The sequence below is a fragment of the Streptomyces sp. NPDC001544 genome (genome assembly GCF_042894285.1).
Taxonomy (GTDB): domain Bacteria; phylum Actinomycetota; class Actinomycetes; order Streptomycetales; family Streptomycetaceae; genus Streptomyces.
The window spans coordinates 140,910-155,610 of record NZ_JBIAVN010000001.1 but is presented as its reverse complement, the minus strand read 5'-3'; the positions used below and the strand labels follow the sequence as shown (position 1 = coordinate 155,610).

Below are 14,701 nucleotides of genomic sequence, written 5' to 3'. Positions count from 1 at the left end.
GCGGGATGGGTCATGCTGGAGGTCTCCAGGTCTCTTGGATGGGACTGGATTGCCGGGGTGACCGCGTGTCTTTGGCGAGAGAGGCGGTCGCCCCGGGGCGCGTCTAGGCGATGTCCAGGGCGAGCTGGGACGGGACGGTGGGGGCCGCGGTTTCGGGGGCGAGGGTGGCGAGCAGCGCGCGGTAGGCGTGGGCGGCCTGGTGGATGACGACGCCGTTGCCGAGGATCTTTAGCTGGTCGGAACGGGACAGGCCCAGGTCCGTGCCGGTCACCCAGCCGGGATCGGCGCCCATCATCCATTCCACGAACGCCGGGGACAGCCGGCGGTTGCCCTTCGTCCCCGATTCGGTCGGCTCCGGCGCCGGGCGCCCGAGTACGGTTTCCCAGCGGCGGATGGCGGGCCCGTAGTCGGTGCCGTTGGTGGCCACCCACCGGCCGTCCAGGCGGACGGCCTGGCCGGGGAGGTAGTAGTTCCCGGCACTCTCGCGCTGGTTCGGCCCGCCGTGCGGCCCGTCCGACGCCTTGGGGGCGGGCAGCAGGTTGACCACCACTTCGTTCAACGGCCGGGAGTTGACCCCCAGCAGGTTGGAGGCGCCGGACTTCCAGTCGCGTGCCGCCGGGGTGGGCAGCAGGGTCACGGCGGTGCGCAGGTTCATGCCGCCCTGCCGTTTGGCGGAGGTTCCCGGGCCGCCGGTTCCGTCGGCGGCGGCCGGAGTGGGCAGCAGGCTCAGGCGTCCGTCGGGGGCAGCAAGAAGACCACTTCGTCCTCCAGCGTGGGCCCATGCCCCCCGGCTTTGCGCTTTTCCGGGTGCTGCGGTCCGCCGTTGCGCCCGAGCTGGGAGGTGGGGGTCTTCAGCAGCGGGATACGCGAGGGCGAACCAGCGGTCGCGCCGGTGGCAGGCTCCGACTTCGGGATCTCCAGCGCGTAGGCACATCCACCGCGCGTCATACCCGCACGCGGCCAGGTCCGCGGCGACGACATCGAGCCCCCGGCTTCGGATGGCGGCGACGTTCTCCAGGAACACGAGCCGGGGTCGAAGATGGCGAATGGCGTGGGCGATCGTTTTCCACAGTCCCGATCGGTCACCGGCAATCCCTCCTCGAGGTCCGGCGTTGGAGATGTCCTGGCAGGGAAAGCCGGCGGTCAGCGCCGCCGGACGCGGCATCGAGGCGGACAGGTCCGCCCAGTCCACGGCCGTGATGTCCCCGAGGTTGCGGGCATGGGGCAGGCGGACGGCCAGCAGCCGGGACGCGGCCGGGTCCTTCTCACCGACCATGACCGTGGGCAGACCGGTGACGGCTTCCACGGCCAGGTCCAGCGCACCGGACCCGGTGCACAGGCTGATGTTGCCGCCCTGCGACGGCGCGGCGGGATGGGTCATGCTGTAGGTCTCCAGATCTCTTGGATGGGACTGGACTGCCGGGGCGACCGCGTGTCTTTGGCGAGAGAGGCAGTCGCCCCGGGCACAGCTAGAACGGGGGCTCGTCGCCCGGCTCCGGGCGGTTGTTCCCGGTGTTCCACGGGTCGCCGGCCGGGGCGGCGCCGTTCGTGCGGCGGGCGTTGATCTGGACGGTGGTGAAGCGGACGGAGGCGCCGATGTCGTCGACCTCGACCGCGAGCATCGAGCGCTTCTCGCCCTGGTCGGTGGTCCAGTCGTGCTGACGCATCCGGCCGATGGCCACGACGCGAGAGCCCTTGCCCATGGACTCGGCGACATGTTCGGCGAGGGTGCGCCAGGCGGCGCAGCGGTAGAAGGCGGTGGTGCCGTCCTTCCACTGGTTCGAGGTGCGGTCGAAGCTGCGCGGGGTGACGGCGATCGTGAACTTCGCCAGCGCCGTTCCGGAGTCGGTGAACTTCAGTTCCGGGTCGTCGGTCAGGTTGCCGACGAGGGTGATCGGGGTCTCTCCGAACGACATCGGATCACTCGCTTTCGGGTGTGGTGGGCCGGTGGTCGGCGGTGATGTACAGGCGGGTGCGCTTGCGGTCGCGGGTGGGGTACTGGCGTGCCGGGCCGGTGTCGAACGCGGCGGCGAGGGCCTGGCTGACGCGGTCGGCGTCGTCCGGCTCGCAGATGACGCGGATCTCGAACACGGCTCTCCTCTCGGGGGTCAGCCGTGGAAGTGGCTGCGCTTGATGACGGCCTTGCGGATGTTGACCGTGGTCCCGCCGTGGTGGTGACGGCTGGTGGCGCCGAAGAGCTGGACGGCGATCCACCCGCCGAAGACGACCGCGGCCAGGATGATGAGCTGGGTGATGAACGCGGTCAGGGCGGCGATGAACGAGGTGAGCAGGACCAGGCCGCCGCACACCGCGCCGACGCCGATGCCTCCGAGCGCGATGTTCACCGCGGTCCGCGAGACGGCCGGCCGCGTGTCGACCGGCGCCGGGACGGGCGCGGGGGTGAGGGCGTAGCCGGTGACGATCCGGCCGTCGGGCAGCACAATGCTCTGCACGGCCGTCGGCGGGCTCGGCTGTACCGGCACGAGGGGCGCGGCGGGCGGGACGGTGATCGGCTGGGGGTAGTGGAGTTCGACGGCCGTGGGCCGCTCGGGGTGGGTCACGGCGTTTCCCTTCGGGACGGCCGCGGGCCCGCGCACGAGGGTGTGCGCGGGCCCGCGGGAGGGTGTTACGAGCAGGTGTTAGGCCGTGTGACCGGCCGCTGTTAGGGCAGGTAACGCGCGTGCCTGCCTAGGGTTTTGAGTGTTAGGCGGGCGTAACGCGTTACGGGTGTCAGGCGGCCGTGAGGGCGGGGACGATGCGCCACCGGCCGGTGGTGTTGGTCGCCTCCAACCGGCCCTCCTTCGCCGCTTCCTTCAGCCGCAGGGACACCCAGGAGCGGGACAGGTTGTGGGCGTCGCACCAGTCGGTGAAGTCCTTCGGGCCCACGATCATCCGGCCCTCGCTCTCGAACTCCGCCAGCGCGTCCGCGAACAGCCGGCGCGCTTCCTCCGGTGACGGCTTGCGGCCCGTCTCCTGCCCGAAGATCGGGGCGTCGTCGCCGTCCTCCTGTGCGGGGAGGTCGGCCTCCGGGTCGATGTCCTGGTCTTCGGGGTCCACCAGCAAGCCGCCCTGTTCCATGTCGTCGTCCTCCTGCTCGACGGCCCGCAGGCCGGTCGGCTGCTCGGTGCCGGACGTGGCCCGGCCGGTGTAGGCGCGCCCGGCGACGCTGGAAGCGGCGCCGGCGGTGACAGGGTCGGCGCTGGCGCCGTTGCGCTGTGCCCAGGTGGCGAGCAGTTCCATGACCGGCACCGCCCGGTGGGTGAAGCGCCGGGTACGGCCCGGGGAGGGATAGCGGTCTTCCGGGATGCCGGGCGAGACGACGTAGCAGTAGCCCGGCCGCCGGTTGCCCCACGCCCCGGGGTGGGCGCCCGCGGCCAGGACCTCGTCTGGCAGCGAGAACCCCTCGTCGCGTGCGTCGCAGCCCAGCGCGATCACCGACGGCAGAGACGCGCGGGTGGAGGTGGACATCTGGTCGTAGGACGGTCGCTGAAGCGACACGATCAGCGAGATACCGGCGGAGCGGGCTTCCTGCGCGATGCCGGTGAACGCGTCGTCGCCCATGGCGCGCAGGGTGTTGGCGGCCTCCTCGAACCAGGCCACCAGGAACGGCATCCCCTCACAGCCGCACTGCCGCCCGTCCGGACGGCAGGTGTGCTCCGGGCTGTTCTGCGCCTGCGCCGCCTCCGGTACCCACTGCCGGTAGCCGTGGGCACCCAGCCAGCGCGTACGCGCCGGAATCGCGGCCTCGACGGCCGCCACCAGGACCTCGGTCTGGGTGCCGCCCTCAACGGCCCAGTCCAGCCCGGGGCGCAGGGCGGCGAAGTCCTGGAACGCCTTGGGGTCGGAGAACCACACGATCACGTCCCGGCGGGAGACGATCTCTGTCAGCAGGTTCAGGGCGGTGTCGCCCTTGCCGGAGCCGGTGCCGCCGGCCACGAGGACGTGGGTGGAGTTGCGGCCCGCTTCCGGGTCGCCCGGAAGCCAGATCACTAGCGGGGCGCCGTCGTCGTACCGGCCGATGACCAGTGGCTCAGCGATCGAGCCGCCCAGGTTGGAGGGCCCTTCCCACTCGACGACTTCGGCCAGCATGTCCTCCGGCACGATGACCAGGTCGCCGCGCCGGGCGGAACCCGGATCGGGGGTGTAGCGGACGGCGGACTTCGGCAGGTCCAGGGCGGAGGCGATGTTGCCCAGTGCCTTGGTCATGTCGTCGTTGGTCTGGGTGCCGGCTTCCAGCGCGACCGGTGCCGTGACGCGGTTCGGCTCCACCTTGGCGTTGCCGATCTGCGCCCTGGCCAGCCCCACCTTCTCGAGCAGTCCCTTGTCCGCGCTTTCACCGGACGCGTCGGGGGTGTGCCGCAGGACCAGGCGCACGTTCCAGGACAGGGCCAGGGCGGGCCCGCCCATCAGGTACAGGTCACCGACCGGGTTCGCGGTCGGGCCCGCGAGGCAGGCGGCGGTGAGCCAGGCGGAGCCCGCGGCCACGGTGATGGCTGAGTGCAGGCGCCGCTGCTGGCTGGTGTTCTTGCCGATCAGCCAGGTGGCGCCGGTCAGCACCACCGAGCCCAGGGTGAGGCCCACGGCCGCCGGGGCGCTGTCGGCCCACCGCAGGTGGCCCAGGACCCCGGTCAGGCCGGTCCCGGCCCAGCCGAGCCACGGCGGGATGTGGGGCTTGGCCCGGTGGAGCAGGTACTTGCCCACCCCACCAGCGTCCGAGCCGCCCTTGAGCTGAAGTTCCAGCAGCTCGGCGAGCTGGTGCTGTGAGTCGCGCTCAGCCATTGACGAGACCTCCTTACTGCTGGGCCCAGTTCATGACCGGCTGCTGCGGCCTGCGGGCGCGGTGGCGGACGCGGTTGATCTCTTCCTCGTACTGCTGCTGGAACGTGGAGTACGTGGCGGCGGCGTTCTTCGCGGCGTCCCGCAGCGCGTCGGCGGACTTCTGCAGCTTGCGGGCCACCTTCGCCGCGCGGGCCCGGGAGCCGAACGGGCGTCCCTCCGGGTCGGGGACCGCGGCCAGCACGCCCTTCATGATCTCGGCGCCCATGGCCACCTCGATGGACAGCGTCACGGCCGCCGCGCGCAGGCTGTTGCAGTAGTTCCGCACCTGCGCCGGAGAGGTGAACTCCGGCGCCGGGAGCAGGGCCTCCGCGCTGCTGCGGCCGTTGGCGCCGGAGCCGCCGGCGACGGCGGGCACGCCGTTGTTGGTCTTGTTGGCGTTGACGTTGATGGTGAACCCGGGCGAGAACGTCGCGCCGAAGTTCTTGGTGTTCATCGCGCGCTTGGCCTGTGAGCCGTTGGCTCCGGCACCGGGCGCGGCGTAGGCGGTTGCCATCAGACAGGGTCCCTTCGGGTCAGTGGGAGCGGCGGACGACGAGCCACGCGGTCTGAGCGACCAGCCAGGCCAACAGCCAGAGCAGGGGCAGCGGACCCGCGAGCGGCCCGAACCCGGCGGCCAGGGCCAGCCAGGCGAACCCGGCCGTGGCGAGCAGGGCCAGACCGGCCCGCCAGACGACCGCGGCCGTGCGCGCCGGTCGGCGGATCTGGACGAAGCCGAGCCACAGCGCCGGGGCGACGGCCAGGGGCGCCACCAGCAGGCCGGACCACCAGGCGAGCGCGTGCAGGATCGCGGTCAGCGGCCAGGCCAGCAGGGCCAGGAAGGTCGGGGCGAGCGCGCCCCGGAAGCGCCACAGCACCCGGCCCAGGAAGCCGAGCGCTTCACGGGTCAGGGAAGGGTGCTCCGGAACGACGACGACGAACGGCTGAGCGCGCCGGCGCCCGCGCTGGCGCGGGATGTGGACGGTGTGGACACCCGCGGCCGTCTTCACGCCGCGGGTGCGGGTACGGCTGGACACAGTGAGTCTCCTTGGTCGGAGGGGTGATGGGCGGTGCGCTGTGCCCCGGCACTCCGTCTGTGCGGGTGCTGGGCGGGCTCACCGGGTCTGCTCGCCGGGTCTGCGACAGGGCCGCTCGCCGGGGCTCACCGGGTCTGCTTCACTGGTGCGGTCGACTGCTTCCGGCAGTCGCAACGAGGGCCAGCCCAATTGCCCTGGGCTGGCCCTCATTGGTGGTGCCGGACAGACGGTCAGGCTTCGGATTCCTCGTGGGACATCAGCGAGCCCCACGCCTTGCGCACCCGCTGTTCCCCGCCGACGAATCCGCCCTCGCGGAAGCCGGTCACGGCCTGGCGGTAGGACAGCGGCGGATCGTCGCAGTAGCGCAGGTGCCGCAGGACGACGACAAGCTGAGCGTCGGTCAGCGGCTCGCCGGCCTGCGGGGTCGGAACCCCGGCCACGGCCGCGATCTCCTCCAGCGTCACGGGCGGTGTGACGGGGGCCGTCACGGGCGTGACGGGTTCCGGCGGTACGGTCTCGGCTGCGTCCGTGACCTGCGTGTCTTCCTCCGTCACGGGGGGCGTGACGCCCTCCTCGCCCGCGTCCTCGACGGCGGGGGGCTCGGGGGCGGCCGTCACACCCGGGGCAGGTGCCGTGACGGGCACGGCGAACATGCCCGCAAGCGCGGCATCGGCGCCGGCCGTCATCCGCTCGCGCTGGACACCGACCAGACGCGCCCCGAGCAGAGCGTCACCGGTGCCCACCTTCTTGGCGAGCTTCCACGACTCCCGCTCGGAGTCGTTGCGGGCGCCCTCGTCGGGGTGGTTCGCGGCGCGGGCCCGGTGGTAGGCGAGCCGCTGCATGACGGCCGCGTTGCGGCGCTGCGCTTCGGCGTCCACGCCGGTGCGGTAGACCACGATCCGGCGGGCCAGCAGGCCCATGCCCTCAGCTGATACGCACATGGCCAGCGGGGTGACGGCGAACACCACCGCTTCCGTGGTCGACTGCGCGACGGCGGCACCGGTCAGGGAGGCCACGGCGGGCAGCGTCCACAGCCCGACCCGCACGGCCGCCGGGGAGGACTGCCCCAGCATGGTCAGCCCGACCAGGACCAGGGCCAGAACGAGCGTTGCGCCCTCACCGGCCGCGACCACGCCCAGCGCGGTGGCCGACCGGTGGAACACGGAGGTGATGTTGCTGTAGGTGCCGATCGCGCCCAAGCCGCCGAACGCGACCATGGGCACCGCCGCGGCGCTCAGTACGAGCGCCTGGCCCCTGCTCAGGGACCGCTCTCGGGTGTCGTTCATCAGTTCTTCCTGTCTCGATCAGGGTCAGGTGGTGCGCTGTTCCTCGGCGGCGATGCACATCCCGCAGACGCCGAAACGGCGGGGGATGCAGTAGCCGACATCGAGCAGGCAGCGGGGGCAGGTGCGCCGGGCGAGCATCGCCAGCGCGAGCGCTCCCCATTTCCGGGAGGTCATCGGCCGCACGGGCTTGGCCCGGTCGACGCGGTACAGGTAGCCGACCCGCACGCCCCCGGCCCTGCGGTTGACCCGCATCACCTGCGCGGCGATCGGCTGACCGCCCGGCCGTAAGCCCCGCTCGCGGAGCTGACGGCGAGTGGCCAAACCGTCCGGGGCCAGGCGCCACGGGTAGGTGGGGATGCCGTAACGGGCGCCGTTCGGGTCGAAGCACTTGCCCAACGCCCCCGACATCACGCCACCGCTCCCACCAGCACCTCAGCCGGAATGGGGGCGTAAGCCACCAGCTCCAGCTCAGCGCCCGCGTACTCCACGGACAACCGCAGCACGCGCGTACGGCCACCGCTCTGCGTGCCGTGAGTCACCGCGTCCGGCGCGATGCCCAGCGCATCCCGCCAGCCCTCGAACCCGGCCAGGTCGTCATGGAACGCCAGCTCCAGCCGCTCCGGATAGATCGGGGTCACCCGCACGGCCGGCGCCGCCAGATGCCCGAAGTCCGCGGCCAGCAGGCGCAGCGCCCGCAGCGGCGCGGCCAGGCCGTCCAGCGTCAAACCCTCGCTCATGCCGCAACCCCCTTGCGCAGCACGCGGCGGCGGGCGGGACGCACCAGCGGAACCACGTTGAACAGCTCCGGGTTCTCCTCGACGACCCGCGCGGCCAGGCGGATCAGGTCGTCGGGCAGGTCGCGGAACTGGGGGTCGGAGAGGATGTCGCGCGCCGCGTCCAGGCGGGCCGCGCGTTCCTCGGCCGTCTCGCCCTCGACCCCGAGCCACAGCTCAACCGGGGTACCCAGCGCCAGTTCCGCGAACTCCGCAGCGGTGACGGCCTCATGACCAGCAACGATGTACTTCATGGGACGAACTCCAGTGAGACGGGAACGGCCCAAACAACAGCGGCTCCGGTGCTACAGCACCGGAGCCGCGAGCCGTTGAAGCGGGTAGATCCGGCTCCCCGCGCCCCCGCCCGTACGACCGCCGCACCGAGTGCGGGGCCGGACGGGCGAGGGAGGCAACCGGCCGCAGCGCTAGCCGCTGCGATGGCAGGTAGAGAACGGACCGGATCGGCCGTGAGCGCGCGTTCCGCTCACGAACCTGGATGACGTACTGGCGTCCGCCGGCCGGTCCATCGCGGCGGCGCCCACGCTCTTCGTCGGTGCACTGGCTTTCCCATCAGTCGAGGTCAACAGGTGTGAAGCACTGCAAGGGGGACCACGTCCCCACTCTCCGGCCGTTGCTCGCGGTCACCGGGCCACCTCGCCAGTCGGGCCGAAGCCCTGTCCTCTGGCCTTCAGCGGGATTGCAGCGTCCCCGCCTTCTGCGCATGCGGCATGAAGCCGCCTTCCGACCGAGGTCTTGCGTTCGGTCGTTGCAGTACCTGTTTTACAGGTACTGCATGAGGGACCGTCAAGTACATCGACGGAACCTCCTGATTTCGCGCCGGGACTTCTTGGCGCACATTCAGAATCCCTGCAGGTCAGGGGAGTTCGTTACCCCGTACGTAGACAGCAAGCGGTCTTCTGGTTACGGTCAAGAAGTCCCTAGAAGTCCCTACGGGGGTGCAGATGTCGAACGAGCGTTTACGGTCCGCGCTCCTCGCCCGCGGCATGACCGTGCAGAGCCTCGCCGAAGAGATCGGGGTCATCCCGAAGACGGTCGAACGATGGATCACGCAGGGCAAAGTCCCTTACCGGCGTCACCAGTACGCAACGGCGGCGGCGCTGAACGTCGACGTGACGACGCTGTGGGACGACTCCCGGACGCAGGACTCCGTATCTGACCTGAGCAAAGCCGAGATCGAGGCTGTCTACCCTCATCGGCATGTCGTGCCATCAGGCCTCTGGCGCGAGATGTGCGAACGCGCCACCGAGCGCATCGACATCCTTGTGTATGCCGGCATCTACCTGGCGGAAGACCCGCTCTTCTTCTCGACGCTGAAGGCGAAAGCCGAGAGCGGTGTCCGCATCCGAGTGCTCATGGGTGATCCAGAGTGCGAAGCCGTCATCCGACGCGGCATCGACGAAGGGCACCGCATCATGGGTGGCAAGATCAGAAATGCGCTGGTCAACTACCGCCCACTGTTCACCAGCCACCCCGAGATCGCCTTCCGCCTGCACGACACGGTGCTCTACAACTCGATCTACCGCGCTGATGACGAGATGTTGGCCAACACCCATGTCTACGGCATCGGCGCCTACATGGCGCCCGTGTTCCACCTGCGGCGACTCCCCGGAGGTGGTCTGTTCGACACCTTTGCCAATAGCGTTCAGCAGACCTGGGAAGGTGCCAGGCCAGTAACCGAACGCGACATCACGGGAGCTTGAGCATGGGACGGATCGACTACTTGCACGACCCGGACGCCCCGCCGGCCAACTCGGTCGTGCCCTCGGTCGTGGCGTTCGTCCAGAATGAAGCTGGGCAGGTGCTCATGATTCAACGATCCGACAACGGGCGTTGGGCACTGCCCGGTGGTGGCCACGATGTGGGCGAGTCCATCAGTGACACGGTGGCCCGTGAGGTCTGGGAAGAGACGGGCATCAAGGCGGAAGTCGTTGACCTGTCCGGGATCTACACGGACCCCGGGCACGTGATGCAGTACGACGACGGCGAGGTCCGCCAGCAGTTCAGCATCTGCTTCCGCGCGCGGCCGGTCGGCGGTGCGCTCCGCACAAGCAACGAGACCACTCAGGTCCGCTGGGTCGCCCCGGCGGACCTGTCGGCGCTGGACGTGCATCCCACGATGCGGCTGCGGATCCAGCACGCCATGGACCGGGCCCGCACGACTCCCTACATCGGCTGACGCTTGGCTGCGGACACCCTTTCGAGTACGCGGGACGTGCACGCCAGGATCTCGGGCTCGGCACGACGGATGAACGTCCCGATCAGGCTGTCCGGCCCGTACCGACCCGCGATCTCGTTGATCCGGTCGATTGGGTTCGTGGGCGTGCCGTCCGGTGTGGTGTTCATGTCGCAGTAGCAGAGCGCGTCATTCAGGTGCGCGTACTCGCGGGGGAACTCGCCGTCCAGCTCCTGGCGCATGCCGCGCGCTTCAGCCTCCATCCAGGCACAGGAGTGATGGGCGACCAGGTTGATGACCCGTTCGTCGGCGCCTGCAACGTCCCGGAGGTAGCGCGCGCCGTCCAACGGATGAAAGCCCGTCTTGGCGAGGTCCGGCGCGTAGCCGATGTCGTGCAGCACCGCCGCGGCCTCCAACAGGTCCGCGTCCTGGTCAAGAATCAGCGCGATGGTGCGCGCCCGCTCGGCGACCCCGAGACAGTGCTTCCAGCGGCGTGGCAGCGGCTCAGCGAGCAACGACTCAGCTAGGGGATAGGCCCACTCCGTCAACTTCGGCAAGCTACGAACGCTCCTCTCGCGTCGGCACGGCGCGGACCGTCCGCACCCTGCCCTGTCCTCCCCCCGCCAGCACGCCGGCGGCCTCCAACTTCTCAAGTGCCTTGGTCACTGTGGGACGTGAGACCCCGAACCGCTCGGCGAGCGCGGAAGCGCTCGGAAAGGCTTCCCCTACTTCGAGCCCATCAGCCGTGATGATGTCCGCGATGCGCTGATCGAGTGGACGCCTGTCGACTCGCACGCCCGCGCGCACGACGCGCCAACGTCCGCCCGGCGCCGGTTCGGCCACGCCTTCCTGCTTCAGCACAGCGAACGCGCGGAGCGCGACTCCACGCGAGACCTCGTGATCCCTCATGACCTCAGCCAGAGACGGGAGCTCCACCATGTCTGGGTCCGTCTCAATCCACGTCTTCAACGTGTCGGCGATCTTCAGGAAGGTTCCCCGAGGGTTGGCCTGCTGCGACACTCACTCTCCCTCTCCGCTCGCCAGTCGTCACCCCCAAGACTCCCACGACTTTCGACCGCTGCCGAGAGCTCCCGAAGGGGCAGCTCCACGACTGCTCGGACCACAAGCCGATGCGCAGCGGAACAGCGCATCCAACCCGGTAGAGGCCGCTCCGCTCCCAGAGTGCCATAAGGCTCGCTGGCCTGCCGCGTACGGTTTACAGCGCGAAAAGAGTCGGATGACTGACAGCTCGCCTCAAACTGCCGAACCATTCAGGGTCCACCAAGCCAGTCCGCTCGATTGCCGAAACCTCTTGGAGGACTCTTTCGTCCGTATAGTGGTCTTGATAGAAGTACGCCAGTTTCACGGCTGCCTTTTTCGCGTCCGCGCAGTCACCCGTCATTTCTGCAGCGAAAGCGTATGCCATAAACTCTTTCAGGTCATCAGGCAGTGGAAGCTCTTGTTCAGTAAACCGAATCCCATCAGCAGGCAGGATGCTCACAACCCACCAGTAGAGATCACACACTTCCTCATCCCATTCGCTACGCCACAGCCGAGTAATCACCTCGATGATGGTTCGCACCTCATCTTTGGTCCAACGATAGGACGGAATCGCCCAACCGAGGGCCCAGATCCCAGCAAATACCCTATCCGGATTCTCGCTTCCCAGAATGTATTCGAGTAGCGCTACCTTGAGATTTACGTGCCCCACATAGGGGCGCTTCCGAGGCGAGACACGTCGACGAAGCCAGGCACCGGTGTAATGGTGAGTCAGTGCAAGGACTGTAGTGATCGCAGTACGCTCATCGGGGGACCGGACACCTTCTACCAACACCGAAGCATCGGCTGGCAATTCATCGAATCGCAGCAAGGAAAGTATCTGACCGCAGCGAATGTAACGGGCGCTATCTCCTACATATCCATCCCAAGCAAGGTCGGCCAGAAGTGGGCGAAGCCTGCTCCCGCGAAACTCGACGGCAAGGTTGACTTGCCCTCCCCAATGAGAAATCAAGGTCTGCATAGCCTCGTGAGCTAGGTCTGGATGGATAGGCGCCCCATCCACAATACAGCTCAACAGGTTTAGATAGAGGGGATGCTCGGTAGGAACCCTACGAATTTCATCATAGTGCGCTTCGAAATCTTCGACTTCATACTCTCGAATCGCGTCTATCAGTTTGCGAACTATGAGCTTGGCATGTTTAATTCCCGACATGACTGCCGCGAGCGGAATTACTTCCAGCCAGCTTTGATTTCCGAAGTAGGGCTCCAAAACTACGGATGGGTCGGGCTCTTCTTCTCTGCCAGGGTGCCATGACTCGGCGGCAGCCAGAGCTGCCAGATACTCCTGGAAAGTCAAATGCTTGAATTCATAGAGAGGTCGCGAGATCCCACTCTCAACGATGACTCCGCTTTGGACGATTAGACTGCTTCTCTCCTCAACTCGGCGAATGAACTCATCGACGGAAAGTCGCGAGTAGCCCAGAATTTCAGGCATGTCGTTACGGGCATTGCTGAAAAGACCCCGAAGCTCCCTCGCGGAGACGCTCTGCTTTTCCGCCTTCAGCATGGAGAAGGCGGCATACGCGAGCTGAGGTAGCGCCTCTTCAAGATCAAGCGACTCATGGCCTTCGGTGTTCCAGGTCATGAGAAGCACCTCGATGGCCTTGCTATACAGCACCGTCCGCTTCGACGGAATCTCACCCATCCATCGCTTTACAAGCAACAGCGTGTTTAGAAGCAGAGGGTTGACCGCTAGAGCCGCAACGCGAGGGTTGTTTACAATGGCCAAGTAGGCATCACTGGCCAAGTCTTGTGAGGCGCGACCATCTCCGAGCATTTCCCTGTGCCAGGACACGCAGAGTTGCCGAATATCGTCATCCGAAAGATCAGAGATCTGGTAGGTCGAACACACTGAGCCTACGGCCCCGGCAACTGACCTAAACCCTGCCTCTCTCGAAGTGAAAATAACTCGCACCTTCGGATACGTGGCGATGAAGGTGCGTAGCTGAGTGGTGAACGCCAGGCGATCTCGCGGGTCGTTGATCTCGTCTAGCCCATCAACCAGGATCAGAGCATTTCCAGCCTTGAGCGAGACAGAGACAACGTTCGTAAACGCTTCATTTTTGTCCAGTACCTCAGCCTGCTCGATGAGCGCACCTAGTATCTTGACGATAGGTTGCCGGCAGCGATCCCCCAGCTGGCGACAGCGTATGAAGAGGGGGAATAGGCTTTCGTTCGGCAAACGGTCAGCGAAACTGCTGCTGCTGTCAGCATCGGCATACTCGACAGCAAGACGCTTCAGCAGCGTCGTCTTGCCACTTCCTGGCCCAGCCAATACGGCAACATGACGGTTTTCTTCGAGGATCTCATACGTGGACTTGGCCCCTGTTTCGCCGTCTTCCGATTCACCCCTCTCCAATTCTTGAGGCGAAGTGACAGGCAGGAACCGCTGCGGAACATACAATGCGTCCAAGCGGAGGCTGCGAAACCCGGTCTCCTGATCGACGGGTAGGCCTTCCAGGGTTACCGATCCGAATTCCCGCAGTAGAAACTGCAGGTATTCATTCCGCGCCTCGCGCTCTCCCCGCGTCGCTTCAGGTACAGCAACAGACGAGACATATGTCAGCCCAGAGAGGGCGTTTGTCGAGTTCTGATCCACCTCCTTGATTTCGGAAGCCAGAGAGTCACTGATGCCGTGGCCATCGGCATGGATCAGCGTGTAATGCGTGAATTCACCAGAAGTCTTGAAGCGCACACACCAGACCCAACCAATTTCGTGCGCAATAAGTAGGGGCTGATCATCAATGGACGCCTCGCGTGGGACACGTGTCGTTGCCGTCGCTGCTGCGCCAATGGCCCGCTCTCTTGTAACGATGACCTTTCCCCGGATCAACTCGGAGATTACATCGCCAGCATCCATTAGGATCATACGGCGGCCAGCCTCTGCCTCTTGCTGCCTTGCTGAGGCGGTGAATCCCGAGAGGGACACGAAATAGGAGGAGGCGGGAGCCGAAGCAATGTGAGATTCGACCTGTGAAGCGCCAGCGAATTTGTTTAGGTCAGCCCCACCGATGGGGCGACTTGTAGCCTTGCACTCGGCGACGAGAAGCTTCTGTTCGACCCGATGTCTCCCCTTGATGTCGATCTCACGGCCGCTGCGATTGACATTCAGCTGGAAATCTTCATAGCCAAGAGAATGAAAGGCATCGCAAACGAGTCGTCCGAACAGGTCTCCCCGCTCGTTGTCATCGGTCGCCATGACAGTGATCGTGGTCTGCGGCACTGACTCCCCCACCCCGTTCGTCCCGAACAAACATCATGACAGCCGATGAGTGCTTCAGGGGACGACTTACGTGCACCCTGCCAGCTGAGGCTTCCGGGCTGGCAGGCCGAGACGACAACCGTAGAGCCGTACCGCCGGCTGGCACCTCACTCCACCTTCAAGGATGCTTCTCTGCCATGACAGTTGACCCTGGTGTAGCAAGCGCCCCTGGCGGGAGCCTCTCCTCGGAGGAACTGCGAGTCGACGGTTTCTACCTCGCCTGGCGGGAGTCCCTGCGGGGATTGACTGCGGACGCCTCCACGCTCGCCCTCTGG

The 14,701-nt window shown here is 67.1% G+C and carries 16 protein-coding genes; 2 read left to right on the top strand and 14 right to left on the bottom strand.

Going from position 1 to position 14,701, the window contains the following annotated elements; all coding sequences use genetic code 11:
* Positions 1-103: 103 nt before the first annotated feature.
* The 11 genes from ACFY0F_RS00705 to ACFY0F_RS00655 all read right to left on the bottom strand — a co-directional run bounded on the left by ACFY0F_RS00705 (position 104) and on the right by ACFY0F_RS00655 (position 8,165).
* Entirely contained in the window at positions 104-1,381 is a 1,278-nt protein-coding gene (locus ACFY0F_RS00705) for a DNA cytosine methyltransferase (RefSeq protein ID WP_388786813.1), read from the bottom strand.
* Positions 1,382-1,469: 88 nt separating this feature from the next.
* Complete coding sequence (ssb, locus tag ACFY0F_RS00700; RefSeq protein ID WP_388786810.1) at positions 1,470-1,916, bottom strand: single-stranded DNA-binding protein; 447 nt, start codon at positions 1,914-1,916, stop codon at positions 1,470-1,472.
* 4 nt (positions 1,917-1,920) lie between these two features.
* A complete protein-coding gene (locus tag ACFY0F_RS00695) occupies positions 1,921-2,091 on the bottom strand; it encodes a hypothetical protein (RefSeq protein ID WP_388786807.1) in 171 nt (56 codons plus the stop codon).
* Between the two features lie 17 nt (positions 2,092-2,108).
* Positions 2,109-2,561, bottom strand: coding sequence for a hypothetical protein (locus ACFY0F_RS00690; protein ID WP_388786805.1), 453 nt, complete (start codon positions 2,559-2,561; stop codon positions 2,109-2,111).
* 169 nt (positions 2,562-2,730) lie between these two features.
* Positions 2,731-4,779, bottom strand: coding sequence for a plasmid transfer protein TraB (gene traB, locus ACFY0F_RS00685; protein WP_388786802.1), 2,049 nt, complete (start codon positions 4,777-4,779; stop codon positions 2,731-2,733).
* Between the two features lie 13 nt (positions 4,780-4,792).
* Positions 4,793-5,332 (bottom strand): plasmid transfer protein TraA, encoded by a 540-nt coding sequence (gene traA, locus ACFY0F_RS00680; RefSeq protein ID WP_388786799.1) that lies wholly within the window; start codon positions 5,330-5,332, stop codon positions 4,793-4,795.
* 19 nt (positions 5,333-5,351) lie between these two features.
* Positions 5,352-5,852, bottom strand: coding sequence for a hypothetical protein (locus tag ACFY0F_RS00675; protein ID WP_388786796.1), 501 nt, complete (start codon positions 5,850-5,852; stop codon positions 5,352-5,354).
* 230 nt (positions 5,853-6,082) lie between these two features.
* Entirely contained in the window at positions 6,083-7,138 is a 1,056-nt protein-coding gene (locus ACFY0F_RS00670) for a hypothetical protein (RefSeq protein ID WP_388786793.1), read from the bottom strand.
* A gap of 24 nt (positions 7,139-7,162) precedes the next feature.
* Complete coding sequence (locus tag ACFY0F_RS00665; RefSeq protein WP_388786791.1) at positions 7,163-7,546, bottom strand: RRQRL motif-containing zinc-binding protein; 384 nt, start codon at positions 7,544-7,546, stop codon at positions 7,163-7,165.
* Positions 7,546-7,875, bottom strand: a complete 330-nt coding sequence (locus ACFY0F_RS00660; RefSeq protein ID WP_388786788.1) for a hypothetical protein — start codon at positions 7,873-7,875, stop codon at positions 7,546-7,548. Before ACFY0F_RS00660 ends, ACFY0F_RS00665 begins: the two co-directional genes overlap by 1 nt.
* Positions 7,872-8,165 carry a hypothetical protein gene (locus ACFY0F_RS00655; RefSeq protein ID WP_388786786.1) on the bottom strand — a complete coding sequence of 98 codons (294 nt, stop codon included), beginning with the start codon at positions 8,163-8,165 and terminating at the stop codon, positions 7,872-7,874. Before ACFY0F_RS00655 ends, ACFY0F_RS00660 begins: the two co-directional genes overlap by 4 nt.
* Positions 8,166-8,873: 708 nt before the next feature.
* Here ACFY0F_RS00655 and ACFY0F_RS00650 point away from each other — a divergent pair.
* On the top strand, positions 8,874-9,632 hold the full coding sequence (locus tag ACFY0F_RS00650) for an XRE family transcriptional regulator (RefSeq protein ID WP_388786783.1): 759 nt from the start codon (positions 8,874-8,876) through the stop codon (positions 9,630-9,632).
* Between the two features lie 2 nt (positions 9,633-9,634).
* The gene (locus ACFY0F_RS00645) at positions 9,635-10,108 is read left to right on the top strand and encodes an NUDIX domain-containing protein (protein ID WP_388786780.1); all 474 of its coding nucleotides are present in this window, start codon (positions 9,635-9,637) and stop codon (positions 10,106-10,108) included.
* Here ACFY0F_RS00645 and ACFY0F_RS00640 read toward each other — a convergent pair.
* From ACFY0F_RS00640 to ACFY0F_RS00630, 3 genes are all read right to left on the bottom strand, one after another.
* Positions 10,096-10,662 (bottom strand): HD domain-containing protein, encoded by a 567-nt coding sequence (locus tag ACFY0F_RS00640; protein WP_388786777.1) that lies wholly within the window; start codon positions 10,660-10,662, stop codon positions 10,096-10,098. The two genes, ACFY0F_RS00645 and ACFY0F_RS00640, sit on opposite strands and share 13 nt — an antisense overlap.
* 1 nt (position 10,663) lies before the next feature.
* Positions 10,664-11,125 (bottom strand): GntR family transcriptional regulator, encoded by a 462-nt coding sequence (locus tag ACFY0F_RS00635; protein ID WP_388786774.1) that lies wholly within the window; start codon positions 11,123-11,125, stop codon positions 10,664-10,666.
* Between the two features lie 196 nt (positions 11,126-11,321).
* Positions 11,322-14,363 carry an NACHT domain-containing protein gene (locus tag ACFY0F_RS00630; protein WP_388786772.1) on the bottom strand — a complete coding sequence of 1,014 codons (3,042 nt, stop codon included), beginning with the start codon at positions 14,361-14,363 and terminating at the stop codon, positions 11,322-11,324.
* Positions 14,364-14,701 lie beyond the last annotated feature (338 nt).

Excerpts from the sequence above, each read along its gene's own strand:
- ACFY0F_RS00655 (WP_388786786.1), bottom strand. The coding sequence starts at position 8,165 with ATGAAGTACATCGTTGCTGGTCATGAGGCCGTCACCGCTGCGGAGTTC.
- ACFY0F_RS00670 (WP_388786793.1), bottom strand. The coding sequence starts at position 7,138 with ATGAACGACACCCGAGAGCGGTCCCTGAGCAGGGGCCAGGCGCTCGTA.
- ACFY0F_RS00665 (WP_388786791.1), bottom strand. The coding sequence starts at position 7,546 with ATGTCGGGGGCGTTGGGCAAGTGCTTCGACCCGAACGGCGCCCGTTAC.
- ACFY0F_RS00645 (WP_388786780.1), top strand. The coding sequence starts at position 9,635 with ATGGGACGGATCGACTACTTGCACGACCCGGACGCCCCGCCGGCCAAC.
- traB (WP_388786802.1), bottom strand. The coding sequence starts at position 4,779 with ATGGCTGAGCGCGACTCACAGCACCAGCTCGCCGAGCTGCTGGAACTT.
- ACFY0F_RS00660 (WP_388786788.1), bottom strand. The coding sequence starts at position 7,875 with ATGAGCGAGGGTTTGACGCTGGACGGCCTGGCCGCGCCGCTGCGGGCG.
- ACFY0F_RS00650 (WP_388786783.1), top strand. The coding sequence starts at position 8,874 with ATGTCGAACGAGCGTTTACGGTCCGCGCTCCTCGCCCGCGGCATGACC.
- ssb (WP_388786810.1), bottom strand. The coding sequence starts at position 1,916 with ATGTCGTTCGGAGAGACCCCGATCACCCTCGTCGGCAACCTGACCGAC.
- ACFY0F_RS00705 (WP_388786813.1), bottom strand. The coding sequence starts at position 1,381 with ATGACCCATCCCGCCGCGCCGTCGCAGGGCGGCAACATCAGCCTGTGC.
- ACFY0F_RS00630 (WP_388786772.1), bottom strand. The coding sequence starts at position 14,363 with ATGGCGACCGATGACAACGAGCGGGGAGACCTGTTCGGACGACTCGTT.
- traA (WP_388786799.1), bottom strand. The coding sequence starts at position 5,332 with ATGGCAACCGCCTACGCCGCGCCCGGTGCCGGAGCCAACGGCTCACAG.